This window comes from Natronococcus sp. JC468, from assembly GCF_012163165.1.
Lineage (GTDB): Archaea > Halobacteriota > Halobacteria > Halobacteriales > Natrialbaceae > Natronococcus > Natronococcus jeotgali.
The window spans coordinates 1-25,151 of record NZ_JAAVUO010000046.1 but is presented as its reverse complement, the minus strand read 5'-3'; the positions used below and the strand labels follow the sequence as shown (position 1 = coordinate 25,151).

At 68.8% G+C, this 25,151-nt stretch carries 21 protein-coding genes and 1 tRNA gene; 13 read left to right on the top strand and 9 right to left on the bottom strand.

The annotated features are described in order from the left end of the window. Nucleotides 1-643 precede the first annotated feature (643 nt). Nucleotides 644-716 (top strand) — tRNA-Val (locus GWG54_RS17720). Between the two features lie 2 nt (nt 717-718). Next, nucleotides 719-1,048, top strand: coding sequence for a hypothetical protein (locus GWG54_RS17715; protein ID WP_167939014.1), 330 nt, complete (start codon nt 719-721; stop codon nt 1,046-1,048). On the opposite strand, the gene GWG54_RS17710 is transcribed toward GWG54_RS17715, so the two are convergent. Further along, complete coding sequence (locus GWG54_RS17710; protein ID WP_167939013.1) at nt 1,045-3,021, bottom strand: DEAD/DEAH box helicase family protein; 1,977 nt, start codon at nt 3,019-3,021, stop codon at nt 1,045-1,047. The two genes, GWG54_RS17715 and GWG54_RS17710, sit on opposite strands and share 4 nt — an antisense overlap. 98 nt (nt 3,022-3,119) lie before the next feature. Here GWG54_RS17710 and GWG54_RS17705 point away from each other — a divergent pair, with 98 nt between their 5' ends. Continuing rightward, nucleotides 3,120-3,296, top strand: a complete 177-nt coding sequence (locus tag GWG54_RS17705) for a hypothetical protein (protein ID WP_008425399.1) — start codon at nt 3,120-3,122, stop codon at nt 3,294-3,296. Here the strand turns inward: GWG54_RS17705 and GWG54_RS17700 are convergent. Beyond that, nucleotides 3,289-4,248, bottom strand: coding sequence for a transcription initiation factor IIB family protein (locus GWG54_RS17700; RefSeq protein ID WP_167939012.1), 960 nt, complete (start codon nt 4,246-4,248; stop codon nt 3,289-3,291). The genes GWG54_RS17705 and GWG54_RS17700 overlap by 8 nt on opposite strands. Before the next feature lie 716 nt (nt 4,249-4,964). Between GWG54_RS17700 and GWG54_RS17695 the strand changes: the two genes are divergently transcribed. Continuing rightward, nucleotides 4,965-5,561 carry an ArsR family transcriptional regulator gene (locus GWG54_RS17695; RefSeq protein ID WP_167939011.1) on the top strand — a complete coding sequence of 199 codons (597 nt, stop codon included), beginning with the start codon at nt 4,965-4,967 and terminating at the stop codon, nt 5,559-5,561. A gap of 264 nt (nt 5,562-5,825) precedes the next feature. Here the strand turns inward: GWG54_RS17695 and GWG54_RS17690 are convergent, their stop codons facing one another. The 3 genes from GWG54_RS17690 to GWG54_RS17680 form a co-directional block, all read right to left on the bottom strand. Further along, nucleotides 5,826-7,595, bottom strand: coding sequence for a hypothetical protein (locus tag GWG54_RS17690; protein ID WP_167939010.1), 1,770 nt, complete (start codon nt 7,593-7,595; stop codon nt 5,826-5,828). A 376-nt stretch (nt 7,596-7,971) separates the two neighbouring features. Then, complete coding sequence (locus GWG54_RS17685) at nt 7,972-8,910, bottom strand: hypothetical protein (RefSeq protein WP_167939009.1); 939 nt, start codon at nt 8,908-8,910, stop codon at nt 7,972-7,974. Between the two features lie 325 nt (nt 8,911-9,235). Beyond that, entirely contained in the window at nt 9,236-11,029 is a 1,794-nt protein-coding gene (locus GWG54_RS17680; protein ID WP_167939008.1) for a hypothetical protein, read from the bottom strand. A gap of 351 nt (nt 11,030-11,380) precedes the next feature. Between GWG54_RS17680 and GWG54_RS17675 the strand changes: the two genes are divergently transcribed. Further along, nucleotides 11,381-12,688, top strand: coding sequence for a hypothetical protein (locus GWG54_RS17675; protein WP_167939007.1), 1,308 nt, complete (start codon nt 11,381-11,383; stop codon nt 12,686-12,688). A gap of 72 nt (nt 12,689-12,760) precedes the next feature. Then, nucleotides 12,761-13,186, top strand: a complete 426-nt coding sequence (locus GWG54_RS17670) for a DUF6069 family protein (RefSeq protein ID WP_167939006.1) — start codon at nt 12,761-12,763, stop codon at nt 13,184-13,186. A 23-nt stretch (nt 13,187-13,209) separates the two neighbouring features. On the opposite strand, the gene GWG54_RS17665 is transcribed toward GWG54_RS17670, so the two are convergent. Together GWG54_RS17665 and GWG54_RS17660 are read right to left on the bottom strand one after the other, a co-directional pair. After that, nucleotides 13,210-13,599, bottom strand: coding sequence for a hypothetical protein (locus GWG54_RS17665; protein WP_167939005.1), 390 nt, complete (start codon nt 13,597-13,599; stop codon nt 13,210-13,212). A 54-nt stretch (nt 13,600-13,653) separates the two neighbouring features. Continuing rightward, nucleotides 13,654-15,243, bottom strand: a complete 1,590-nt coding sequence (locus GWG54_RS17660) for an alkaline phosphatase family protein (protein ID WP_167939004.1) — start codon at nt 15,241-15,243, stop codon at nt 13,654-13,656. A 248-nt stretch (nt 15,244-15,491) separates the two neighbouring features. Between GWG54_RS17660 and GWG54_RS17655 the strand changes: the two genes are divergently transcribed. From GWG54_RS17655 to GWG54_RS17635, 5 genes are all read left to right on the top strand, one after another. Continuing rightward, nucleotides 15,492-16,487 carry a polysaccharide deacetylase family protein gene (locus GWG54_RS17655; RefSeq protein WP_167939003.1) on the top strand — a complete coding sequence of 332 codons (996 nt, stop codon included), beginning with the start codon at nt 15,492-15,494 and terminating at the stop codon, nt 16,485-16,487. A 93-nt stretch (nt 16,488-16,580) separates the two neighbouring features. Next, complete coding sequence (locus GWG54_RS17650) at nt 16,581-17,684, top strand: Gfo/Idh/MocA family protein (protein WP_167939002.1); 1,104 nt, start codon at nt 16,581-16,583, stop codon at nt 17,682-17,684. Continuing rightward, nucleotides 17,681-18,601 (top strand): DUF362 domain-containing protein, encoded by a 921-nt coding sequence (locus GWG54_RS17645; RefSeq protein WP_167939001.1) that lies wholly within the window; start codon nt 17,681-17,683, stop codon nt 18,599-18,601. The genes GWG54_RS17650 and GWG54_RS17645 overlap by 4 nt, the downstream gene beginning before the upstream one ends. Next, on the top strand, nt 18,598-19,566 hold the full coding sequence (locus tag GWG54_RS17640; RefSeq protein ID WP_167939000.1) for an NAD-dependent epimerase/dehydratase family protein: 969 nt from the start codon (nt 18,598-18,600) through the stop codon (nt 19,564-19,566). Before GWG54_RS17645 ends, GWG54_RS17640 begins: the two co-directional genes overlap by 4 nt. 73 nt (nt 19,567-19,639) lie before the next feature. Then, nucleotides 19,640-19,981 carry a hypothetical protein gene (locus GWG54_RS17635; protein ID WP_209438510.1) on the top strand — a complete coding sequence of 114 codons (342 nt, stop codon included), beginning with the start codon at nt 19,640-19,642 and terminating at the stop codon, nt 19,979-19,981. Between the two features lie 10 nt (nt 19,982-19,991). Here the strand turns inward: GWG54_RS17635 and GWG54_RS17630 are convergent, their stop codons facing one another. After that, nucleotides 19,992-20,951 (bottom strand): glycosyltransferase, encoded by a 960-nt coding sequence (locus tag GWG54_RS17630; RefSeq protein ID WP_167938999.1) that lies wholly within the window; start codon nt 20,949-20,951, stop codon nt 19,992-19,994. Nucleotides 20,952-21,151: 200 nt separating this feature from the next. On the opposite strand from GWG54_RS17630, the gene GWG54_RS17625 reads away from it, so the two are divergent. Together GWG54_RS17625 and GWG54_RS17620 are read left to right on the top strand one after the other, a co-directional pair. Next, nucleotides 21,152-22,252 (top strand): DUF354 domain-containing protein, encoded by a 1,101-nt coding sequence (locus GWG54_RS17625; protein ID WP_167938998.1) that lies wholly within the window; start codon nt 21,152-21,154, stop codon nt 22,250-22,252. A gap of 749 nt (nt 22,253-23,001) precedes the next feature. Beyond that, complete coding sequence (locus tag GWG54_RS17620; protein WP_167938997.1) at nt 23,002-23,439, top strand: universal stress protein; 438 nt, start codon at nt 23,002-23,004, stop codon at nt 23,437-23,439. 28 nt (nt 23,440-23,467) lie between these two features. On the opposite strand, the gene GWG54_RS17615 is transcribed toward GWG54_RS17620, so the two are convergent. Continuing rightward, nucleotides 23,468-25,151: amino acid permease (locus GWG54_RS17615; protein WP_167938996.1), on the bottom strand; the 1,684-nt coding region annotated here is incomplete at its 5' end.

The following is a 25,151-nucleotide window of genomic DNA, read 5'->3' as shown; positions in this document are numbered from 1 at the left end:
GCCCGTTCGCATGGTCAGTGGGACCGCCGGTCCCACTCGACTCCAAAAATCTACGCTAAAAAGCCGCCTCCGCGGGCTTCGCCCGCTTCGGCGGGGAACCGCTCGCTTCGTCTTCGCGCGGCTACGCCGCGCGAACGGTCCGCGGAACTGAACGTTCCGCGCTACTCGCGAATGCTGGCCGTGATATCTGCTTCACCTGTACAGAACGCGAGTTTTGCGTTCCTCTTTGGATAACGGAACCGTACCACACCTACTGTTCTCGTTCCGCCGTGTTTCGCGAACAGTAGAGATGATTTCGTCGGTTTCGAGGTTAGTGATTCCTGTCGGACGACGGCCTACGGCGAAACGTACCCTCACTCGAGCCCGTACATTGACAAACCAACCCACACCGGGAGAACAGTTATGTCAGTTCCGGCAGACGTTACGGTCGACGATGACCTCGACCGCACCACTCGCTCGCTCCCCCTCGCGTTCGACCCTCGAGAAGGGAAGCATCGGGTCCTATCGCGGACCCGCAGGCGGTGGTCGCGGACGAGGTGGCTGACGGCTCTCGACGCCCCGTCCGCGCCGCGCGTTCCCGCTCGGCCGGACGGTTCGTTCTTCGACGTCGAATCGACGGCCAGCGCGAACTGCGCGGGGACCATCCCCCGTAGTGTAGCCGGCCAACACGCGGACCGCACCGGTCCGAACCTCGAGTTCGAGCCTCGACGGGGGCCTCATGAATCGACAGACTGCTACCGTCGTGGCAACGCTCACCGTCCGCGTCCCCCTGGGCGCGTCGGGGAGCCTCGTCGACGGCGCAGCGCGCGTCGTCGACCGAACCGGCGCCGTCGCTCGTCTCGAGGAGCTCACCGTTCGAACCGTCGCACCCGGTCTCAACGACACGACCGTCGACTGCCGCGTTCGTTTCGAACCCGCCGACGACGCGAGCGACGAACGCGTCCGGGCGCGGCTCGAGGACGGCGTCGGCGTCCTCGCGGTCGAAGCCGTCGACTCCGTCGAGGGTGATCCGCCCGTCGTCGATACCGATCCGGTGCGGACGGGCTAATCCTCGGTCGACTCGGGGTCGACGTTCTGCTCGCGGACCGTGATCCCCTTCCGCCCCAGGTGCTGGAGCTGTCGGCGGGCGAACTCCTCCTCGCGGGTCCCTCGAGTAGCGAGCACGTAGACGAGCGCCCCGCCCGCGGGTCGCATCGTCCGCCCGGCCCGCTGGGTGCCCTGGCGGCGCGAGCCCCCGAGCCCGGAGGCGACGATCGCCATGTCCGCGGTCGGGAGGTCGATCCCCTCGTCGCCGACTCGGGAGATCACCAGCAGGTCGCGTTCGTCCCGTCGGAACTCCTCGAGCAGGCGTCGGCGCTCGTGGTGGGGCGTCTCCCCGCTGAGGAAGGGGACGTCCAGCGCGTCGGCGATCTCCCGGCCCTGCTCGAGGTAGTCGACGAAGACGAGCGACTTCGCGCCCGGGTGGGCCGACAGCAGGTAGCGCACTTCGTCGATCTTTCCGCGGTTCTGGGCGGCGATGCGGTACTTTTCCCGTCCGTCGGCGGAGTCGTAGGCGTTGCCCTGCTCCTCGTCGCCCCACGGGACGTAGCGAATCTCGAGTTCGGGCTCGGCGACGAAGCCGGCGTCGAACAGCGCCTCCCAGTCGGTGCCGATCGGCGGGCCGACCAGCGTGAAGATCTCCGTTTGGCGATCGTCCTCCCTGATGGGACTCGCCGACAGGCCGAGTCGGTGACGGGACTGGAGGTGCGTGCTCCGGCGGTAGATATCCGAGGGGACGTGCTGGCACTCGTCGAACACGACGAGTCCCCACTCGCGGTCGTCGAACAGCGAGCGGTGGCGATCCATCCCCGCGATCTGGTAGGTGGCGATCGTCACCGGGCGGACGTTCTTCTGTCCGCCGTGGTACTGGCCGATCTGGTGGGACTCGAGCGAGGTGTACTCCGCGATCGTCTCGGCCCACTGCCGCGCCAGATCGCGGCTCGGCACGAGGACGAGGGTCTCGCCGCCGACGTGGGCCATCGCGCCCGTCGCCGCGACGGTCTTGCCGCTGCCCGGCGGGCCGACGAAGACGCCCTCGCCGGCCTCGGCGAAGCGATCGACCCACTCGCGCTGGTACTCGCGTAGCGAGACCTCCAGCTCGATCTCGAGGGCCTCTCCCGACTCGAGGTCGCGGTGGTCCTGAACCGGGTAGCCGGCCTCGTAGAGGATCCGCTTGATCGCGGCCTCGGCGCCCTCGCGGACCCAGTCCTCGGTCTCGGAGATGGGGGCGTGGACGTGCTCCTCGTCTAACTTCTGACGGGCGACGTTGCCCATGATTTCGGGAGTCTGGGCCTCGAGTACGGTGTAGCCGTCCTCGTGGGTCGTCAGGCGGAACTGGTGGGCCCGATCCCACTGGCTGTGGACCCACTCCTCCAGGTCCTCGTTGCGCTGGCCCAGCGCCTGGCGCATCGTCCGCGCGAGCTCCTCGAAGGAGTCGTGCGGGGTCCCCCAGACGTCCTCGGGTCGCACGACGTAGCGGTACCCCTGCTCGCCGTTGGCGTCCGCGAGGTGGGCGAACTGCGAGAGCTGGGCGCGAGTGAACTGGTCGGGCCGATCGACGACGATCTCGCGGCGTTTCGGGAAGACGACGACCCGCTCGCGGTCGGTGAGGTCCTCGAGCTCGCTGGGGTACCAGACGACGGGGTCCGTCGACACCGACAGACGCTCGAGGTCGCCCCGGTCGGCGAGGACCTCGAGGCGCTCGCTGGCGTCCTCGTGGGGGATCTCGAGGGCGCGGGCGACCGCGGCCGCGGTCAACACCGGGGAGCCCTCCCGCTGGGCGGCGTCGTGGAATGCGGCGATCGTCGGCTCCTCGCCGTCGGCGGCCGTCCCGGGGGATCCCGGTTCCGAACCGGTCGTCGACGGGTCGGTCGGCGCTTCGTCGGCCGCTCGGTCGGGGGCGTCCTCGCGTTCGTCGGTCGGCTCGGCCGTCGCCTCGGGCTCGGTGCGATCGTCGGCGTCGCTCGAGGGATCGTCGGTCACTGGCGGGGCTAGCGGGGGTGCGGATAAACCGGTTGCGTTCGGCGCGGCCGCGAATCGCCCCCACAGTATATGCGGATCGACACCGTAACACACGTCGCATGCTCCGTGCGATCCTCCCCGAGGGACAGGTCGTCTGCGAACGGTACGACCGAACCGACGACGGTCTCGAGCTGTACAACGCCGACGACGAGTTCGTCGCGTTCGTCCCCTACGACAATCTCCACGCGCTGCTGGACGACGACGTCTACAGCGAGAACGAGCGGTCGATCATGTAGCCGGCTGCTGGTCGATCGCCTCGAGTTGCTCCCGATACCTGTTTCTGACGGTGACGACGGTCGTCTGTGCCGTGTCGGCGACGGCCCGCTGGGGAATCGTCTCCTCGCAGAGCAACCCGGCGGCGTAGATGGCCGCGGCCGCAAAGCCCGTCGGCGACTTCCCGGAGTGAAGCCCCTGGGTGGTCGTCTCGTCGATGATCTCGATCGCCTTCGACTCGACGTTCTTGTCGACGTCGAGCTCCGAACAGAACCGCGGAACGAACTGGCGGGGGTTGGTCGGCTCGAGGTTGATGTCGAGTTCGTCGGCGATGTAGCGGTAGGTGCGGCCGATCTCGCGCTGGTCGACGCGGGAGACGCCGGTTACCTCCTCGAGGCTGCGTGGGATGCCCTCCTTCCGGCAGGCGGTGTAGAGGGCGCTCGTCGCGACGCCCTCGATCGATCGACCCCGGATGAGGTCCTGGTCGAGCGCCTGGCGGTAGATGACACTGGCCGTCTCCTTGACGGGTTTGGGGACGCCGAGGGCGCTGACCATTCGATCGATCTCCGAGAGCGCGTACTTGAGGTTGCGCTCGCCGGCGTTTTTCGTCCGGATCCGTTCCTGCCAGACCCGGAGCCGGTGGAGCTGGCCGTGTTTGTCCGCCGACATCGAGTGGCCGTTGGCGTCGCGGTTGCGCCAGTCGATCGTCGTCGTCAGTCCGCGATCGTGCATCGACTGGGTCAGCGGCGCGCCGACCCGCGAGAGCTCGTCGTGCTCCTGGGCGTTGAACGCCCGCCACTCCGGCCCGTAGTCGATCGGATCCTCGGTCAACACGAGTCCGCACTCCTCGCAGACCCGTTCGCCGCGGTCCGGATCGTGAACGATCGTCTCGGTTTCACAGTCGGGACACAGCCCAGCCTCTCGGCCTCGCGACTCCGATTCGGCTCTGGCGTGCTCGATGATGGACCGCGTCATCAGTATCGGGAGAAGCGGTCCGGACACTGTAAGGGGGTCACATGGTTTCGCGAGAAACCGGGACTTACTGATTCGCCCGCCGGAACCGTCACGCGACCGATCGTCGCTCCGTCGATCGGCGCGCGAAACGGCGGCGTCACAGCGGCCCAACCCCTCGAGATCGTCCGATCGGACGCGATCGGTCGACGGCGCCGTCCGGGCCGACTGCCGCCGCGTCGGCGCCGAACCGATTCTATCGTTCCGGCGGGGACACAAGGTAATCCGGCGTTCACCGCGTAACCCCCGTTTGCGGGTTCGAACCGTCGACCGGCTTTATAGCCTTGCAATCGAAGGCCTCGTTCCAGTGTCCCGTTACCGATCCGCCTCACCCCGTCGCGGACGCACCCGCCCTCGGTGTACGTGGTCACTACACGTTGCCAATCGATCGATACCGCGGTCGCTCGAGCGACCGGACCGTCCCGTCGGCCGTCGGTTTTCCGCCGGCCGCGGCGACCGATCGAACGCCGGTTCGCGGGGCCTTTGCAGACGGTGCGAAACGTGGTTGTGCTTAAGAGAATCACTGTTGGCGTACAACCTGGTGTGTCAATCGTGATCGCAACGTCCCCCTCGGATCGACAGCGGCCGCTGTCGGCGCGACAGCCCGACCGTCCCGACGAGTACCGGTTCCGCGCGAAACGGACGGGAACCGGACTGACTGGTGGTGGAGGCGCCCCATAATGTCCTCGATCGACAGCTCGCTTCCCGACGAGATCGCGTCGGTTACCGACGCCGACGACGACGGCCGACTCTCGAAGGACGTCATCTTCGAACTGCTGAAAAACCGGCGCCGACGCGAGGTTCTCACCTACCTTCTCGAGGCCGACGAGACCGTCACGCTCGGCGAACTCGCCGAACAGATCGCCGCCTGGGAGAACGACACCGACGTCAACGCCCTGAGCTCCGACCAGCGAAAGCGAGTGTACGTCGCGCTTTACCAGACGCACCTGCCGAAGATGGACGACGCGGGGATCGTCGAGTACGACCAGGATCGGGGGCTCATCACGCTGGCCGACAACGCTGACCTGCTCATGATGTATCTCGATACCGACACCCACCAGCAGGACCGCTGGGATCGGTGGTACGCCGCGTTGAGTGTCCTGGGGATCGTCGTCGTCGCGGCCGCGACGGTCGGCGTCCCGCCGCTGGCCGCCGTCCCGACGCTGGCGCTCTCCGGAGCGGTCGTCGGCGCGTTCTCCCTGCTGACGGTCGCCCACGTCGTCACGAACCGTCAGGAGGAGCGGACCGTCAACGGCAAACTCTCCCGGATCGAGTGAGAGCGATCCGCGGCGGTCACGGCGCTCGGCGACCCGAACGCGCCGCCTCCGCGACCCGAACGCGAGTGCCTCGAGCGACGGCGTCCGCTCGAGAAGGGCTTTTGGGGACCGATCCCGTACCGACACCCGGCTCCCGAATCCGCTCCGGTATCGGAACAGTTCGCGTGCCAGCTGCTGTTCCGGGCGCGGGAGCCGCCTCTCACGTTCTCGAGCGGCGGCGCCGCCCGGGCGGAGTCGGCCGCGCGCACCGCTTCGGAAACCGCCCTACTGGTCGCGAGCGTTGTACTGCACGTCGACGTCGGCGTCGCCGACGAGCTGGAACGCCGTGATCTCGCCCTCGAACCAGTAGGCGTCGATCCAGTCGGCGACGCTGCCCCGGACGGTCGCACCCTCGAGGACGTCGTCGTCGTCGACCGAGGCGTTTCGGTACTCCGATTTGACGAGCGCGCCGTCGACGGTAAAGGAGTAGGAGCTCGGCCCGTCGGCCCCGGTACCGTCGATCACCAGCGCGTGGGGGAGCAACTCGCTGTCGCCGTACTCGTCGGGATCGATCTCCCCGCCGTCGACGAGGACTCGCGCCTCGCCCTCGGTGAACGTGACGTCGGTCAGCGTGCCGGAGTAGCGAAACGTCTGGCTGCCGTCGGTGACGGAGTCTTGTACGGTCGCGCCCGCGGTCGAGGGCGCGTCGGCTTCCTCGTCCGCCGCGATCGTCCCATCGACCGTGATCTCGTAGCTGGCGGGCTCGCCCGTGCCCTCGACCTCGAGAACGTGGGGGAGCGCCGGACCGTACTCGTCGGGGTCGATCTCCTCGCCGTCGAGAGTCACCGCGGCCGGCCCGTCGACGGTGACGGTCTCGAGGTCACCGTCGAACCGGAACGCGTCCGTCCAGTTCCCGACGACGCCGTGGACGGTGCCGTCGTCGGGGGCCTCGTCGGCCGCGGCGTCGTCCTCGCCCGCGGGGACGACCTCGCCGTCGACGACGAACTCGTAGCGGGTCGCGCTCGAGTCTGCGCCCTCGAAACTGATGGTGTGCGACGCGTCGGATCCCTCGTCGGCGGAGTCGGACGAACGTCCTGATCCCTGCGTTCCCCCTCCGGAGGCGGCCTCCTCGGCCGACGTGGGAACCCCTTCGGGAACCGAGAGGTCGGGATCGCCGCCGACGTCGGCGGTTCGCACCTGTCCCTGCGTGCCGCCGCTGTAGGCGCCCGACTCGAACTCGATCGTGCCGCCCTGGTGGGTGAGCAACGCGGCGGCGTAGGGGCCGGCCGCGAACTGCGAGTTCTCGATCGTCACCGGACCCGGCGACCAGGCCCAGACGGGACGGCCGTGCTGTTCGGTGTAGCCGCCCCAGCTCCCGTTCTCGGTGGAGTAGTCGGTGTCGTCGTTGTACGCGACGCAGTCGACGATGGCGTCGTCGGCGCTCGCACACCGGAACGTCGCCACGCCGTTGTTCTTGCCGTAACAGGACTCGAAGCGGACGCTGCCGCCGCTTGCCGTGTTGGAGCAGTAGAAGCCGTTGTTCGGCCACCCCTGGACGTTACAGTTCCGGAATGTCACGTCGGCGTTGCTGTCCTTGTGCAGGAAGACCGCGCCGGGTCCGTGGACGAACCCGGCGCCGCTCTTGTTCGCCCCGTCGCCGAGGTAGAGGTTCTCGACGAGCACGTCCCCGGAGGGCGTGTTGATCGTGATCGCGAAGTCCCCGCCGCGGTAGAGCCCCGAGAAGCCGACGTTTCGGATCGTGGCGTCGCTCCCGGTGACGTTCAGCAGGATTCCGTTCCCGCTCGAGACGTCGATCAGCGTGTTCTCGAAGGTTTCCCCCTCGCCGATCTGAATCGTCTGTCCGCTGGCCTCGATGACCTCGTACTCCTCGTCCGCGCTCGCGACGCCGGCGAAGGCGGCCGCGGCGGTCGTCGTTCCGGCCAGTCGGAGGTACGTTCGTCGATCCAGTAATCCGGTATTACCGCCCGTTTCCGACGGCTCGTCGCCGTCACTGCCGAACCGCTCCGCGTCCGATACCGAAGGTTCGCGTGCCATTGCACCCGAGTAATTCCACACTACCCGTATAAATTTTCCCCTCTAGTTCGTCTAAAATTAACAGACACTCAATTGTCGGTGCCGATTAGTCACGTATACTTTTCATTTTATGCCACGGAATATTATATACGCAAACTTCCGACGGCTCCCGGGTAATCGGTCGTTACCGATGCGTGACCGTCGATCGCGCCGACGATCGGTCGGAATAAGAAACGGTTATCGCCGGTACCGCGACCCTCGGACTCGAGCGTCGGGACGGCGAGAACAACGGCCCGCGGCGGAGGGAAGGCGGCGATCGGGCCGCGGTGAAGGGCGGGTGGAAGGCTGCGTCAGCGGGTCGAGTCGCGCCGAGGGAGGAATCGGCGCGAGAGTGTCGTTACTTGCGGGCGGCTTCCTCGGCGCTGGTCGGAACGCCGTCGGGCATGAAGGCCTCGGGGTCGGTCCCGACGTCGTCCTCGAGCTGGACCGTCGAGCCGGCGTGCTCGGCGACCCCGGCCTTCTCGTCGTAGTCGGTGTCGCTGACGACGACCTCGGTTCCGTTCCCGTTCGCGCCGGCGTCGATCGCCGTGTTCGTGCCGTTCATCTCGATCTGGCAGCCGTCGACCTCGATGGTTCCGGGCGACCACGCCCAGATCCCGCGGCCGTCGTGTCCCTCGTCGTCGACGAGGACACTCGAGTTCGTGATCCGGCTGCCCTCGGTCGCGACGCGGTAGTGGGATACGTAACAGTTCGCCGCGAAGCAGCCGTCGATGTGGACGGTGCCGCCGCCGCCGGTACCGGGCGCGGAGGCGTAGATCGCGTTGTCCGTGAACCCCTGGATGTTGAGGTTCGCGAAGTCGAGGTGGCCCGAGTGTTCGGGGTTGACCCAGAAGGCAGTCTGTCCGTGACCGTTCGCGGCCTGGTTCCCCTCGGCGGCGCCGTCGCCGAGGTAGACGTTCTCGACGGTGCTCGTGTCGCCACCGGTGTCGGCGACGCCGAAGGTGGCGGAGCCGGTTCCGGAGGTGTTCTCGCCGTGGAACCCGATGTTCCGGATCGTCCAGCCGGTTCCCTCGGCGGTGACGATGATGTCGCCGCCGGTGGTCATGTCGATCAGCTTGTTTTCCCAGGTCTCGCCGTCGCTGATCGTAACGGTCTGGCCGTCGGCTTCGATAACCTCGTACTCCTCGTCGGCAGCGGCGGTGCCCGTCGCACCGACCGAGACCGCTGCCGTGGCGACCGCCGCGAGCGACTGCACGTAGTTTCGACGGGTTAAGGACCGGTTACTGCCGGTATTCGTCGATTCACTCGCATCGGTCGTACGGGGATTCTGCGCCATACAGTTTCGTAACCTGGCCTTACGAGTCATAAACCTTTCCTTGCTAACTTGGGTTAAATTTACAGATTATATTGCTAGCTACGCAAATACGGTCAGAATCTATGGCGCATTCGTTACGAACTTACGAAAGTCTTCGAGAACTGTCGGTCCGACGAGGACGACAGTCCGCACTGGGATCGTCGCGATAACGGGTCGTTTCCGGGGACGGCGCCGATCCGCACCGCTCGAGTAATCACCCCGTTCCGAACGAAACGCGACACCGACGCCGTTCGGTCGACCGCCAATCATGGATTATCGTGATAGAATCGCCCGTCGGATCGCTCCGCTACCCCTCCTCGCCCGAGACGTCGTACATTCGGAAATCGTCGTTCGAGACTACCCGATCCGCGGACGGATCGGACTCGAGCCCGCGGTAGTCGGCCTCGTCGTAGCGAACCCCCCGGTAGACGTCGAACTCGCGGGTCTCGTCGAAGGCGGTAACGGCGAGGTAGTAATCGGCGCCGCCATACGCGCCCGCGTAGTCCCCCGCGTTGAACGCGTCGGCGTCGACCTCGCCGCTCGCGGCGGTTCCGCCCGTCAGCGAGTCCTCGCCCTCGAGCCCGTTGATCCCGTGATCGAACCGGTACGGATCGTAGCCGACACCCGCGTAGGGCCTGTCCTCGACGCCGCGGTCCATCCCCGTCTCGTAGCCGTTGAACGTCGCCTCGGAGACGTGTTGTCCCGGGCTGTAGATGATCGGCGAGGCGTAGACGGTCATGAGCCCGAGGACGAGACAGGCGCCGAGGACCGCCGCCGCGAGGGCGGTCGCGGCCGAGCGCGGGACGAGCCGCGAGCAGCCGCCGACGCCGTGTGCGATCGCGACGCCCGCGAGGATCGTGAGCAGCACGTAGATGAATCCCATCTGCCGGAACGCCATGTTCGGGGTGCCGAGGAAGTACAGAAGGAACATCGCGCCCAGCGGGACCAGGGCGGCGACGAAGTAGGTCACGAGCGAGCGCCCTTCCTTGTCCAGGCTCGTCCGACCGACGACGGCCAGCAGGACGAAGAGGCCGACGACGAGCCCGATCACCGCGGCGTCGAGGAACATCGTGACGAACAGCTCCGAGAGGCTCCCGCCGATCTCGGTGAGCGAGCTTCCCTGCTGGTCGATCTCCCCGCCAGCACCGACGTCCGCGGCGAAGATCCCCACGACGAACCCCTCGGCGGCCTCGCGGAACCGCCGGTTGGTCGCGGCCCAGACGACGAAGATCACCCCGAGCACGACCGTCTGCGTGTACACCGTCGGCTGCTCGAGTATCGGGTGGTCGGCGTACCGTCGGCGCGCGAGGTACTGCACCCCGCTCACCGCCGCCACGAAGACGACGGCGTTGACCATCTGCTGGGGGTGGACCAGCAGGAGCGCGATCCCCGAGAGGTAGACGAGGACGCTGAAAGGTGACAGGCCGAACGGAAGCCGTTCGACCGTCGCGCGTCGGCGGAGGTACGCGACGACGGCGAAGACGACGACGGGGACGAGAAACAGCGCGTTCGAGTTCGTGTGAACGCCCATGTGGGTCGCGACGTTGTTGATCGGGAGCACCATCCAGGAGACGACCGCCGCGGCGCCGACTGCGAGGGCGCTCCCGCTCAGATCGCGCACGACGAGGGGAACGAACGCCAGGAACGGGACGAACACGACGACGAGAGCGAACAGGAGCCCGCGTTCGACCGACACTCCGCCGAGGAGGTGGAAGATCGAGCCCAGCGAGTGGATCGCCGGGTAGAACAGCTCGTGGGCCGCCATCTCGCCCTCGACGATGTCCCGGGTCCAGCCCAGGTGCGAGAGCGCGTCGCCCATCCCGTAGAAGTGGTAGCCCCGGATCACCGGCAGGCTCACGATAGCGGTCACCGCCGTCGCCCCGAGGCCGACGCCGATCGCCTGTTGGCGACCCCGACAGGCCAGCGACGTCGCGACCGCGATCGCCAGCGCGAGCGCGAACGCGGGCCAGACCGCCGTCGGCGTCCCCGCGTAGACCGACGCCTCGTAGGTCGTCGCGGGCGACGCACGGGCGATCCCGATCCCGGCCGCCAGCGCGAGGAAGCCGGCCGCGAACAGCCAGTCGAGCGTCGCTCGGCTCATGGGTCGACGCTCCGGCTCCGCCGCGGTGCTGTCTCGGTGCGCATAGCCTGGCGCGAGCGTCGTCGACGCTCGGGTTTGTTATAGGCAACTTACGTCGACCCCGGCATCGACACCGCTCGAGCCGGTTTCGGATCGATCGGCGAGACCGACGCGTCGGCCCCCGACGGGGCGACCGCGGCGGGGGGCGCCGCCGGGGACCGCCGCGGCGACGGGCCTCGCGTCGCGACGAGTACGCCGTCCCTGTCGACGCGCTGGCGCGGGCTACGGACCCGTTTCTCGAGCCGCGGGGAATCGACGGCGGCGATTGTTTTTGTGCGTCCCCGGCGACCCTCGAGGGAGACCACAGACGCCATGAGCGCCATCATCATCGACCGACCGACCGCAGACGGTACCGTCCTCGAGTGCGAGGTTCGGGCTACGGCCGACCTCGAGCGGTTCCTGACGACCGAACCGTTCCGAACCGAGTACGACGTTTCGATCGAGGGCGTCCCCGAGGGCGTGCTGGCGATCCCTGTCCTCGCGCAGGTCTGTCCCGTCGCCTGGGCCAACGGCGCCGACGTCTACGTCGAGGCGGTCGACGCGACGTTCGCCCGCGCGCTCGAGGACGTCGAGGCGGCCCTCTGCGGAATGTACGACTTCCTCGAGGGCGGGACCCTCTATGCCCGCCGGACGATCGACCCCGAACCCGGGGCGGGTGGCGAGAGCGGGCTGCTCTTTACGGGCGGCGTCGACTCGACGTGCTCGTACGTCCGCCACCGCGAGGAGTCGCCGACGCTGATCAGCGTCCGCGGGTGGACGATCACGCCCGATCCGGCCGACGACGGGAAGTGGCGCCAGCTCACCGGACGGGTCTCGACGTTCGCCGCCGAGCGCGGGCTCGAGACCGCCTTCCTCGAGTCGAACATGCTCTCCTTCCTCGACCATCCCATGCTGTTGGCCCACTACAAGCGCCACGTCGACGGCGCCTGGTACAGCTCCGTCGGCCACGGGCTCGGCCTGCTCGGGCTCTGCGCCCCGATGGCCTACGCCCGCGGGATCGAGGACCTCTACGTCGCCGCCACCCACTGGGAGGGGATCGACCTCGAGTGGGGCTCCAGGCCCGACATCGACGACAACGTCCGGTGGGCCGGCACCCAGTGTCACCACGACGGCTACGAGCTGACCCGCCAGGAGCGACTCGACGCCATCGCCGACTACGTCCGCAGCGACGCGCCGGACCTCGAACTGCAGACCTGCAACCGTCAGATGAAGGGGAACTGCGGGCGCTGCGAGAAGTGCTACCGGACCGCTGTCGGGCTGCGCCTGTCGGGGCTCGAGCCGACCGAGCACGGCTACCCCTTCTCCGACCCCGAGTACGCCCGGATCCGGGCCGCCCTCGAGGGCGGAGAGTGGGAGCTCGGCCAGGACGAACGCTACATGTGGGCGGACATCCGCGAGCGCGCCCGTGAGGTCGAGCCCGCGTCGGCGAGCGAGCGAGCCTTCTTCGAGTGGCTCGAGGCCGCCGATCTCGACGAGCTCGTCTCGGAGTCGGGACCGCCGCTGTCCCACCGCCTGCTCCGCGCGGGCGCGAGAAACGCGCCCAGCGGCGTCTACAACAGACTCTACCCCGCCTGGACGGCCGCCAGGTCGGGACTGCGTCTGGTCCGTTCGAATCGGTGAGTCCCGCGGAAAGCGCCGGTTCGAGCGACGACGTGGCCAAGCTACTTGGCAACCGGCGTGGACCGTCCGAACATGGCATCCGAATCCGGCCGCGCCGGGACCGAGACGGCGGCGCGGACCGCCGGGCACCTCGTCCGAGCGGGCGCCGTCGCACTCGCGCTGTCGCTCGCGGTGAACTGGGCCGTCACGTTCGGCGCGATCGCCGCCGGCGTCGCCCCGGCGCTGGACGCGATGAGTTACGAGCCGGTGACGTTCCTGACGACCGTCGGCGTCGTCGGCGCGACGCTGGCCTACGGCGCGCTCGCTCGCGTCGTGCGAAATCCGGACCGCGCGTTCGTCGCCGTGGCCGCGGTCGTCCTCCTGCTGTCGCTGATCCCCGATTTCACGGTCGTGCCGAGCCAGCCCGGGGGAAGCCTGCTGGCCGGAGCCGTCCTCGGGGTGATGCACGTCACGACGGCCGTCGTCTGCGTCTGGGCGCTCACCGACGTCGGCCGCTGACCGTCCGGTGACTCGAGCGGGACCTACCGATCCTCGGCATCGTCGATGTCGACGTTGATCGGCTCAGCGCCCTCGCTCCCGCCGTCGTCGCGACCGCCCGAGGGGCCACCGCCGCCGACCGGGATCTTCGTCCGGAGGTCGGCGGCGAACGACTGCACCTGGTCCACGAGCGTGCTCACCTCCTCCTCGAACTCCTCGACGGACCGCTCGACGTAGTGGACCCGCTGGGCGGGGATCCGCCGAACGATGTCGTGGCCCTCCTCGTCCTCGTCGGTCTTGACGATCCAGTGGTCCTGGAAGTACGCGACGTGCTCGTTCGGCACCGTCTTCCTGACGGTGCCCTCGTCGGGTTCGTCGTAAACGATCGTCGCCTCGCCGATGTCGCGCTCGAGTTCGAGATCCTCGTCGACCATACGGAACGGTCGGGTCGGCGGCGGGTAGTCGCTGTGCTTGCGAGTCGCGGGCCGTCACTCCATGTAGCCCAGTCCCTTCAGCCGATCCTCGACGTCGGAGAAGTCCTCCTCGACCTCGCCGCCGTCGCCGCCCGACACCGCGGTTCGCTCGACTTTCGTCCGCGAGGGCGCCGCGCGCTCGTCGAAGGCGTCGAACAGCACGCGGCCGTCGGTGTTCTCGGGGATCGGTTCGCCGATCCCGTGCAGCAGCGTCGGCGCGACGTCGACGACGCGGGCGCTTCGCAGCGTCGCTCCGGGATCGATCGAGGGGCCCCGACAGAGCACAATCCCCTCGCTGCGGTGGCTGGCGGCGTAGGTTCCGGTCTCGCCGAAGGTCTCGTCGGTGATGGCGTTTCGCGAGTCGTAGCCGTCCCGGCCGTTGACGACCAGATCCGGCGATCGATCGTCGGTCGGGAACAGCTCGTCGCCGTCGAAGACCTCGAGCACCCGGTCGCCGTCGCCGTCGGTGACCGACTCGAAGACGTCGACGAGCTCGGCCTTGATCGTCGGAACGTCGCTCGGGTCGACGACGCCGTGGTCGAACCGCTCGGCGTCGTTGATGTAGCAGGTGCCCGCGCCGTGGACGAACGCCACGGTCCGCTCGTAGTCGACGTCGTAGAGGGCGTGGTCGCCGGGGATCTGTTCGGCGACCGAGTCGACGAGCCGGCGGGGAAGCGTCGAGACGAGGACCTCCTCGGAGATGCCGACCCGCTCGAGGGTGTTCGTGATCGTGTCCCGGGAGATCCCCAGGCTCGCGAGCGCGCCCCGGGCCCCCTCGTTCTCCTGGCGGAAGAGGTAGCCCTCGCGCTCGAGGATCCGGTTGACGTAGACGAGCGTCTCGATCGGTCCGAATCCGTGGTCGGAGACGACGTAGAGGTCGGCACCGCGGGCGTCGGCGTACTCGATGACCTCCCCGAGGATCTCGTCGAGTCGTTTGTAGTGTTCGAGCAGCGGGTCCATCTCCCAGACGAGGTGCTGGAACCGGTCGGGTGCGGTGTAGACGAAGAAAAACAGCTGCCAGTCGTCGCCGGCCTCCTCCATCTGGAGGCGCATCAGCTCGCGGCGTTTCGAGAGCATGTCGTCGACGGCGGCGGGAAACTCCTCGAGGCGGTCGGCGTACTCGGGGTAGTCGAGGCTGATCCGATACTCCGGGATCCGCTCCTCGAGTTTCGACTGCAACTCGGGCGGATGGGTGAACTCCCGTTCGGTCGAGGGAGTCATCATTCCGGTCACCATCGTTCCGTCGACCTCGCTCGCGGGGTAGGTCATCGGGACGTTGCCGACGTGGGCCGGCGAGAGCAGGTCCCAGAGGGCGGGCTGGCGACGGTCGCGGCTCGTGTACATCCGCTGGGTGTACTCCTCGGAGAGGCGCTGGAAGCCGTAGATGCCGTGTTTGTCCGGCCAGACGCCGGTGGCGATCGACGGCCACGCCAGCGGCGTCGTCGGCGGGCGGGTGCTCTCGAGAACCCCGGAGGCGCCCTCCTCGCGCATCCGGGCGAAGTTCGGGAGCTTGCCGGCCTCGCTCCAGCGGTCGATCAGTCGCCACGGTACGCCGTCGAGTCCGAGGACGAAGGCTCGCTCGGACGTGGTGGAAGATCCGCTCATGATTGGGTAATCAAGACGTCGGAAACGTCTGCTGTGGTGCAGGTGCGTCGACGACCGCTTTGTTATAGATCCGCTTCAACCGGTTCGGGGCCGGCTCGGAGCGCGTTGCCCGTCCCTACCGGCGCTCGAGGCGGGCGTCCCGGGGTCGTAAGCTCTCGATACCGAGAGCGACCCGCCGCCGCCGGAGTCGGAACGGCGTCTATAACAAAACGACGGAATCGCTATCGGCCCGTCATGGACACGCAACGGTGGTGGACGCTGTGGGAAGCGTGGTGATCTCGCTCGACGCCGAGCTGGGGTGGGGGTTTCACGACCTCGAGCCCCTGCCGACCGCCCGGGTCGAGGCCGGGCGGCGCGGCTGGGAGACGATGCTCGAGCTCTGCGACGAGTACGAGGTGCCGGCGACGTGGGCCGTGGTCGGCCACCTCATGCTCGAGTCCTGCGACGGGGTCCACGCCGACCACCCGGCGCCCGAGGGCTGGTTCGACCGCGAGCGCGGGGCGTGGCGCGACCGCGAGGACCTGCGGTACTGTCCGGAGCTCGTCCGCGCAATCCTCGAGGCCGACGCCGACCACGAACTCGCCAGTCACTCGTTTTCCCACGCGCTGTTCGGTCGCCCCGAGACCGACCGCGAGTTCGCCGCGGCCGAACTCGAGCGAAGCGTCGAACTGGCCCGGGAGTGGGGGCTGACCGTCGACTCGTTTATCTACCCGCGAAACGACGTCGGCCATCGCGACGTCCTCGCCGAGTACGGCGTCGGCGCCTACCGCGGGCGGTCGCCGACCCCGGACGGGATCCGCGGCCTCCTCGATTCGACGGTGCGGGCCCGATCGATGCTCGTCGAGCCGAGGGTCGACGAGTACGGGCTGGTGAACGTCCCGGCGTCGCTGTTCCTGTTCGGGTTCGAGGGCCCCGCGCGGACGGTCGCCGAGTCCGTCTGGAGCGATCCGATGGTCGTGCTCGCCCGCCGCGGGATCGACGACGCCGTCGACGGTGACGGCGTCTTCCACATGTGGCTCCACCCGAACAACCTCACCCGCGAGCGCGACGACGAGCGGATGCGAGCGATCCTCTCTTATCTCGCCCGCCGTCGCGCCGAAACCGACCTCACCGTCGAGACGATGGTCGACGCCGCCCGGCGGGCCGTCGCCCTCGAGGGCGTCGACGGGACCGCGACCGGCGTCGACGAACGGACGACGGCGAACCCGCATCGGCGCGTCGCCGAGCTCGGTGACGGGGATTAAGACCGGTATTCGCGCGGAAGGGACGATATACAGCCCGTTTTCGAGAGATACGACGACGATAACAAAGCCCGCCGACGCCCCCTTCTCGAGCGAATGCTCTCACAGTTTCGCAGCCGAGCGGGCGACTCGCGGACGCTCTCGGTCGGCGTCCTCGGGGTCGGAAACATCGGCACGGTGCACCTGAAATCCGCGCTCGCGATGCCCGACGCGACGGTCGTCGCGGCCGCGGACGCGGTCCCGGCGAACCGCGACCGGGCCGAGCGCGCGGGCGTCGAGCGGACCTACGACGACTACGCGACGCTGCTGGCGAACGAGGAGCTCGACGCCGCCGTCGTCGCGCTCCCGCCGTTTCTCCACGCCGAAGCGGTCGAGCGAGCCGCCGAGTACGGCGTCGACGTCTTCGTCGAGAAACCCCTGGCGCGCTCGACGGAGGAGGCCGACCGGATGCTCGAGACCGCGGCGCGGGCCGGGATCGCCGTCGGCGTCGACCACACGCTTCGCTACCAGCCCGACGTGGTCGGCGTCAAGTCGGCCTACGAGGACGGCGACGTCGGCCACGTCCCCTACGCCTCAATCACCCGGCTCAACGACGGCCCGCTCGGGCGTCCGCCCGCGGAGACGGCGCCGCCGTCCTGGCCGCTGGATCCCGACGCGGCCGGCGGGGGCACCCTGCTCGAGCTCGGGGTGCACTGCTTCGACGTCCTCGAGTGGCTGTTCGGCGAGCTCGAGGTCCGCGCCGCTGCGACGGGTCGGACTCTCGATATCGACGTCGAGGACGCCGCGACGGTCCTCCTGCGGGCGCCCGAGGCGGGGACGACGATCACGCTGCACTGTGGCTCCTACCAGTGGGAGGAGCTTCCGGAGGTCAACACGCGACTGCGTCTCGAGGGGATCACGGGGACGATCACCAACCGGGACCACCTCCCGGAACACTTCTACGCGGGAGCGGCCCGGGCCGCCCTCGAGAACGTCGCCAGTCGCGTCGGCGTCGCCGACCGAACGGTGTTCGGCCCGACGTTCTACCTGCGGGCACACTACGACGCGCTGGCGGACTTCCTCGAGGCCGTCCGGACCGGCGAGGAGCCGCCCGTCAGCGGCCGCGACGGGCGACGCTCGCTCGCGCTGGCAGAGCGGGCGTACGACCTGGCCGCCGAGACCGCGACCGACGAGGTCGAGCTTCCGGAGGTGCGCCCGTGAACGCCGTTCGCCTGGCCGCGACCGACGGCGACGACCGCGGCTGGCGGCCCGACCTCGAGGACCGGACGGCCCGCCTCGAGTCGGCCGTCGGGGCCGTCCTCGACGCCCGCCGCTCCCGGCTGGCGGGTGCCGAACGGGTCGCGATCGCTCCCGACGGTCACTACCCGTTCCACCCCTCGACGGGCGTCGTGACCGATCCCGCGGTCGTCGGCGCGATCGCCGCGTGGGTCGACCGCGAGCTCGACGCCGACCTCGCCGTCGTCGGGCGCAGCGACGACCGAATCGCGTTCGATCGGACGGCCTCGTACCTCGAGTACGATCGACTGGCCGACCGGTTCGACGCCGCCCTGATCGACCTCGCGGACGCCCCGAAGCGAAACGAGTACCGGGCCGCCGGGGGGCGGTCGGTCGCGCTCACGGTGCCGGAACCGCTGCTCGACTCGCGCGTGATCGCCGCGCCGACGCTGCGCCCGACCGCCGGGGGCGAGGTCGCCGGGGCCGCGCGGACGCTCGCCCGGCTCGTGCGCTCGACCGCGGCGCCGACGCGGGTCGCGGTCGCGGCGACGCGGGCGATCGAGCCCGCCCTCGCCGTTCTGGACGGGACGATCGCCTACGGGGACGGTCCCGTCGCGGCGAACGCGGTGCTGTCGGGCTCGGTCCCGGCCGTCGACGCCGTCGCCGCGTCGCTGTTCGGCCGCGACGTCGACGACGACACGGTCTGCTCGGCGCTGCTGCCCGAGTCGGCCCGCCCGGTGGGCGTCGAGAACCCCGACGGGATCGACCTCGACGCCCTCGAGGAGCGGCTGTCGGGCGGGCGGCTGCCGCCCGCGGGGGACACGCACCCGGTCGTCTCGAACGCCTACCGCCTCTACGCGGCGGCCAGCGGCGACGCCGTCCCGCCCCAGCTCGAACGATGACCGGGAACACCGCAGCGGTCACCGGCGCGACGGGGTTTCTGGGGACCCACCTCTGTGAGTACCTCCGATCGGAGGGATGGGAGGTCCGCGGGCTCAGCCGTCCCGGCTCGGAGCGGAACGGCCACGAGGACCTCGAGTGGTACGTCGGCGACCTCTTCGATCGGGGCGTCCTCGAGTCGCTGGTCGACGGGAGCGACGCCGTCTTCCACCTCGCAGGCGCGAGCCTCTGGAGCGCCGATCCCGAGACCGTCCACCGCGTCAACCGCGAGGGAACCGCGACCCTGCTCGAGGCCTGCGCGGCGACCGACGCCGGACGCGTGGTGTTTACGAGCACCTCGGGAACCCGGCGACCGAACGGGGGCGACCCCGTCGCCGACGAGACCGACGTCGCCGAACCGATCGGCGCCTACCAGGCCTCGAAGGCCCGCGCCGAGGCGCTGGTCGATCGCTACGCCGAGCGGACGGGCGACGCGGTGACGGTCCACCCGACCTCGATCTTCGGTCCCGGCGACCGGAACTTCACGGCCCAGTTGCTCGCGATGGGGATCGAGCCGACGATGCCGGCCTACCTCCCCGGGGGACTCAGCGTCGTCGGCGTCGACGACGTCGTCGCGGGGATCGTCGCCGCCGGCGAGCGCGGCGAGTGCGGCGAGCACTACATCCTCGGCGGCGAGAACCTCACCTACGACCGGGCCGTCTCGCGGATCGCCGACGCCCTCGAGGGCACCCCGGCGCGGCTCCCCGTCCCGGCGACCGCGATCCACGCGGCGGGGCCCGTCGCCGAACTCGTCGACGCGACCACCGGACGGCGCGTGTTCCCCTTCGATCGGCGGATGGCCCGCCTCGCGACCCGGCGGCTGTTCTACACCTCGCGGAAGGCCCACGAGGAGCTGGGATATACCTACCGCCCGCTCGAGGCCCACCTCCCGGAGGCGGCCGCCTGGTATCGGGACGAGGTCCGGTAGGGCCGAGCGCCGTCCGCCCCGCCCCGGTTGCTCGTCCCGTTAGTTCTATATCGTGTCATATTGTGCCACACGTATGGTCGCCAGTTCCTGCTATCCCGAGACGGGGCCGACGATAGACCGGATTCTCGACACGCTGAGTGATAGTCACCGTCGGGAGATAATCTACTACTTCGAGACCGTCGCCGACGGGCCGACCGCGACGGTCGAGGAGCTCGTCGGTCGCCTCGAGGAGCGGGCTTCGGACCGGGATCGGAGGGAGCTGACGACCGCGGTCCACCACCACCACCTGCCGAAGCTGCAGTCGCGGGGGTGGCTGGAGTTCGATCGACGAAGCGGGACCGTCCGCTACGAGGGCCACCAGTCGGTCGCGGCGCTGCTCGAGGAACTCGCCGCCGCCTTCGCGACGGAGCGGTAGCGCCCCGGCTCTACCGCGAGGCGACGGCCGCGCGCTCGCGCTCGGCGACTCGCCGTCCGGCCGCCCGCTCGTAGACCGAAAGCATCCGCTCGGCGGTCCGTTCGATACTGACCTCGCGGGCCGCCTCCCGGCCGTTCGAGCGTTCGCCGCGCTCGAGAACGGCGACCAGCCCCTCGACCAGTTCCCGATCGTCCCCCGCGACGACCGAGGGATCGACCCCCGCCAGCCGTTCGGGGACGTCGCCGACCGGAACCGAGACCACGGGAACGTTGCAGGCCAGCGCCTCCTTTACCGAGTTCGGGGATCCCTCGCTGTCGGAGGTCAAAAGCAGGGCGTCGGCGGCGTTGACGTAGGTCGAGACGGTATCGTGGTCGACCCCCGAGACCGTCCGTAGCCCGACCGGTCGCTCGAGGCGCCGCGAGGCGGCGGCGACGACGCGCTCGGCCCGCGAGTAGTTCTTCACCGTGCGCGCGGGAGAGTAGGGAAAGAGGACGTGGTACTCGTCGTCGGGCCAGCCGACGGCCTCGCGGGCGCGCGAGCGGGGTTCGGGATGGAACCGCTCGAGGTCGACGCCGTCGGGAATTACCGTCCCCCGGCCGAGCGCGGCCCGCATCTCCGCGGACATGACGACCGTCTCCGCACACAGCGGGGCGCAGAGCCTGCTCACGGGCGCGGCCGGGCCGTGGACGTCCGAGCCCCACAGCGAGAGGACGACGGGCAGCCGGAGTTGGGCCAGCGCCGCGGGCGCGGTCAGCCCGTAGTGGGCGTGAACCAGGTCGTACTCGGGACCCGCCTCGCGGAGCACCCGCGGGACCGTCCGGAGGTAGTCGAGCGGGCTCCGATCGACGTCGGCGCCGACCTCGCCCGCGATCGGCAGGGTCCGAAAGGAGACGCCTCGCTCCTCGAGGGCGTCCACCTGCTGGGTCAGAAACGGCGCGTCGGCGTTGGCCGTCACGGCGAGAACGTTCATCGGCGGAGGTCACCCCCGCGAGACGGTTTGTTATCGGTTCGAAAATCGCTCGCCGCTGAACGTTACGGGGAGCGTACACGGCGACCGAGGAGCGTCCGCGGCTCGGCAGGGAAGCCGCGGTCGGCTCGCGGCGACGCCCGCGGGTCCGTCCACCGATAGCCCGACGATTACAAAGGATCGACGGCGGCTACGGGGTACCGATGCGGATCCTCGTCTTCGCGAACACGCCCGCCCACGTCCACCTGTACCGCCACGCCGTCGCCAGGCTCGAGCGCGCCGGCCACGACGTCCTCGTGTTGACCCGCGAGTACGCCTGCACGACCGACCTGCTCGAATTCTTCGGGATGCCGTACCGGGTGTACGGCGACCACGGCACCGACGCCTACTCCCGGCCGCAGTTCGCCCGCGAGCTGGGCGGACAGTTCGGAACGATCGTCCGCGAGGCGGTGCGGTTTCGCCCCGACGTCGTCTTCGGACGGGGGCCCTACGCCGCCCTGGCGGGAACGGTCACGCGGGCGCCGACGGTGCTCGTCCTCGACGACGAGCCCGGCGACTTCAACCACGTCGTCTCCCGCCCGTTCGCCGACTGCATCCTCTCGCCGGCGGTCACCCGCCGCGACCTGGGGCCGGACCACTACACGTTCGAGGGGTTCAAGGAGTGCGCCTACCTCCACCCCGACGTCTTCGAGCCCGACGGGCGGATCCGCGAGTACCTCGACGTCGGCCCCGACGAGCCCTACGTCCTCCTGCGGTTCAACGCCCTCGACGCGCTCCACGACGCCGACCTCGAGGGGTTCTCCCGCGAGCAGCGACGCGACCTGATCGAGCGCCTGAGCGAGGACGCGACCGTCTTCGTCTCGGACGAGGGCGGCGAGATGGAGCTGCGGGACACCCCTGCCCGGCCGTACGGCCTCCACCCCGCGCTGATCCACGACGCGATGGCCGAGGCCTCGCTGCTGGTCGCGGACACGGGGACGATGGCCACCGAGGCCGCCCTGCTTGGCACCCCCGCCTTCCGCTACCGGGGCACCGACGACCACGAGTACGGCGAGTTCGCGGAACTCGAGCGGGCCGGCCTCGCCGAGCAGTTCGACGCCTACGAGGCGCTTCGGGACCGCTCGCTCGAGATCCTCGCCGACGGCGAGGCCGCCACCCGGTGGCAGCGACGCCGACGGGCGTACGTCGGCGAGCTGGTGAACCTGACCGAGTTGCTCGTCGACGTCGCGACCGCCCGGGGCTCGCTCGAGCGGCTCGAGCCGCCCGCCAGGCGGGCGATTCGGCCCCGATCGCAGTCGCTGTAGTCGGCGCAAAACCGTCGCCGGGTGCCGACTCGATGCTCGAGGAGGCGACGACTGGAACGAAGCGGTCACGTCCCGCCGACTCGAACGAGCGAGACGAGTCGAACGGGGTACCCGCTCCGCCCCGGTTGCCCAGTGCGTCTCGCTCCGACCGCTGTGGCGGAAACCCACCACGAGTTCTTAGTACGAGGGCTCCCAAGTGGGAGACAATGTCGGTCAAGGATCAGATAGCGCCTCGATCTTTCGACCAAATACTATACGTGATACTCGGCTGGTCGCTGTTCGTCGTTCTCGTTACGAGAGTGTACGACACTCGACTGATTCGACTCGAGACCGTTCTCGGGACCGGGATTCTGCTGATCTGGCTCGTCTGGGGGATTCAGTATCGCCTCGATCAGGCTCGGAAATCGCGGTTTCGTCGAAGGCGGTAGTCTCGATCGACCGCCGCGACGGCCCGGAGACGGCGAAATCCGACCGTCGGCCGAGCGGAGAACGGAACCCTGACTCGAGAAGGCAACCGTCTACGGGCGAGCACGGCGAGTGCCTCGGGGTCTGTCGAGAGCGCAACGCTCGCTCGTGACTAAGCGAAGCGCCGCGGCGTCCGCGAGACCGCCGGTCTCGCTCGACGACGAGACGCCTTCGGCGTCTCGAACCACTCGACCTCGAGGCGGGTCGCCGGTTCCGCCGTGTATTTCGGACGACGTTCGTGGATCGCGCCCAACGGTTATGATTACGGTCCCGCTAGTATCCGTATGACCCAGACCCCGAACGACTCCAGCCGCGATCTCCTTTCGCACGTTCTCGTTCCGGTCGCACACGAGGACGACGCTCGCACGACCGCGACGAGCCTCGAGCCGTATCGACCGACGGAGGTCACCGCCCTCCACGTCGTCGAGAAGGGAGAGGGAGTTGCGGACAAAACGCCCGTCGAGCAGTCCGAGGAGGCTGCCGCGGAGGCGTACGCCGCGTTCCGTACCGTCTTCCCCGACGCGAACGATCACACCGTCTACGCCCGAGACGTCGTCGAAGCGATCTTCGAGGCTGCCGACGAGGTAGACGCGAGCGCGATCGCGTACCGGTCCCGGCGCGGAAACCGGCTCGTGCAGTTCCTGTCGGGAGACCTCTCGCTCAAACTCGTCACCCGGGCGAACCGACCCGTTATCGCACTGCCGGAAGCGAACGCCGACTGACCGAAACCGATCGAACCCGTCGCCCGTTTCAGCGGCGACCGAACAGTCGGTCGCGAAGCGACCGCGCGGACGGGCGCTCGGTCAACAGAACCGGCGTCTCGAGGTCGTCGAAGAGGTCGAATACGAGCGATCCTCGGACGATACGCGACAGGAGCCCGTCCTCCGTCGCCCCGAGCACGACGAGATCGTGGTCCGTACTGAACTGCGCGATCGTCGTTTCGGGATCGCCGCTCTCGACGTGCAGCGTCGCCTCCGACAGCTGGTGGGTATCCGCCCAGTCGCGGAGAAACTCGCGGCCTTCCGCTTCCTCGCCCGGATCGACGACGTGTAACAGCGAGACGTCGACGCCGCTCGTCTCGTGAAGGGCACGTGCGACTTCCGCGGAGAGAGCCGAAGACTCCCCACCGGCCGTGGGAACGAGGGCACTCGTCGGCTCGAACTCCGTCCCGTCCAGGACCAGAAAGTCACACGGTAAGTCGTGAGTCAGCTCGTCGAGGGGGCGTTCCGCACGTCCGCCCGTGAACCGGGTGCCGCCGTACCCGATCACGACCGTATCGACGTCGTCCGATTTGGCCACGTCGTACACCTCGTCGAACCCTCTGTGAGAGAGAACCGTCTTCGTCTCGATCGGAACGTCGAAGGCCGCGGCGTCCCGTTTGGCGGCCTCGAGGAGGGCGTCGGAAGCGGTATCGACCCCTTCGCGGTTCCTGGCAGCAGCGTCGAGCGCGGTCTGATCGGGGACGGCGACGATGTGCGTCGCGAGGACGCGACCGCCCTCGTGTTCGGCGAGTGCGCTGGCGAGCGTGATGAGGGCGCTCTCGGTCCTGGGATTGGCCAGCGCGACCATAATCGTCGGCCCGTCCGCGTTCTCCGGGGCGACTGTCTCAGCAGCGCTCACGACGCGATCCGGTAGTTCCCGTTCGCGGGTTCGAACGTAACTCGAGAGAACGCCCCGTCGTGGCGTCTTGTGGCGGGCGTAGAGGAAGTACCAGAGCACGGCCGCGAGAACGAACGCGACGGACAGCGCGATTTCGTGCAGATCCATGAACGCGACGAGTCCGAGCGAGAGGGCCGCACCCAGGATCGGAGTGAGCGGATAGAACGGAACTCGGAAGTCCGGATCGTACTCCGGAACGTCCGCTTCCCGGAACACGATGAGCGCGACGTTCATCAGCGCGTAGACGATCAGGTGGAGGACGCTCGCCGCTTTCGCGAGGACTTCGATCTCCTGTCCCAACAGCGCGATAAAAACGAGGATGAGCCCGCCGGTGACGAGGATCGATCGGTAGGGCGTCGCGAAGTTCGGATGGATCTCGTTGAGCCAGTTGGTGACGATTTTATCGCGTCCCATCGCGAAGTTGATGCGGGCCGAAGCGAGGATCGAGGCGTTCGCGGACGACGCCGTCGCCAGGAGGGCGCCGACAGTCATCATCGCTGCTGCGGTGGCAGCGATACCGCCGATCGGACCCAGCGAGGACGGGAAGGCGACTTCTGCTGCCTGGGCGACCGGAGCGTCCTGGCTGAGTTCGGGCCACGAGACGACTCCGAGCATGGTCGTCACAAGGATGGCGTAGATGACGGTAACGATACCGACGCTTCCGATGATCGCGATCGGCAGATTTCGTCCCGGGTTCTTCTGCCGTGTTGACTCGATGGAAACGCTGCTACTCCATGAGGGCGTAAACCAAGCATGGGGCGCAAGAGACCGACCG

Bases quoted from the DNA above. Each gene is read 5' to 3' on its own strand.
- GWG54_RS17680 (WP_167939008.1), bottom strand. From the start codon at position 11,029: ATGAGCCGAGCGACGCTCGACTGGCTGTTCGCGGCCGGCTTCCTCGCG.
- GWG54_RS17705 (WP_008425399.1), top strand. From the start codon at position 3,120: ATGCTCCGTGCGATCCTCCCCGAGGGACAGGTCGTCTGCGAACGGTAC.
- GWG54_RS17715 (WP_167939014.1), top strand. From the start codon at position 719: ATGAATCGACAGACTGCTACCGTCGTGGCAACGCTCACCGTCCGCGTC.
- GWG54_RS17650 (WP_167939002.1), top strand. From the start codon at position 16,581: ATGCTCTCACAGTTTCGCAGCCGAGCGGGCGACTCGCGGACGCTCTCG.
- GWG54_RS17685 (WP_167939009.1), bottom strand. From the start codon at position 8,910: ATGGCGCAGAATCCCCGTACGACCGATGCGAGTGAATCGACGAATACC.
- GWG54_RS17695 (WP_167939011.1), top strand. From the start codon at position 4,965: ATGTCCTCGATCGACAGCTCGCTTCCCGACGAGATCGCGTCGGTTACC.
- GWG54_RS17640 (WP_167939000.1), top strand. From the start codon at position 18,598: ATGACCGGGAACACCGCAGCGGTCACCGGCGCGACGGGGTTTCTGGGG.
- GWG54_RS17675 (WP_167939007.1), top strand. From the start codon at position 11,381: ATGAGCGCCATCATCATCGACCGACCGACCGCAGACGGTACCGTCCTC.
- GWG54_RS17665 (WP_167939005.1), bottom strand. From the start codon at position 13,599: ATGGTCGACGAGGATCTCGAACTCGAGCGCGACATCGGCGAGGCGACG.
- GWG54_RS17635 (WP_209438510.1), top strand. From the start codon at position 19,640: ATGGTCGCCAGTTCCTGCTATCCCGAGACGGGGCCGACGATAGACCGG.
- GWG54_RS17700 (WP_167939012.1), bottom strand. From the start codon at position 4,248: ATGACGCGGTCCATCATCGAGCACGCCAGAGCCGAATCGGAGTCGCGA.
- GWG54_RS17620 (WP_167938997.1), top strand. From the start codon at position 23,002: ATGACCCAGACCCCGAACGACTCCAGCCGCGATCTCCTTTCGCACGTT.
- GWG54_RS17690 (WP_167939010.1), bottom strand. From the start codon at position 7,595: ATGGCACGCGAACCTTCGGTATCGGACGCGGAGCGGTTCGGCAGTGAC.
- GWG54_RS17660 (WP_167939004.1), bottom strand. From the start codon at position 15,243: ATGAGCGGATCTTCCACCACGTCCGAGCGAGCCTTCGTCCTCGGACTC.
- GWG54_RS17625 (WP_167938998.1), top strand. From the start codon at position 21,152: ATGCGGATCCTCGTCTTCGCGAACACGCCCGCCCACGTCCACCTGTAC.
- GWG54_RS17670 (WP_167939006.1), top strand. From the start codon at position 12,761: ATGGCATCCGAATCCGGCCGCGCCGGGACCGAGACGGCGGCGCGGACC.
- GWG54_RS17630 (WP_167938999.1), bottom strand. From the start codon at position 20,951: ATGAACGTTCTCGCCGTGACGGCCAACGCCGACGCGCCGTTTCTGACC.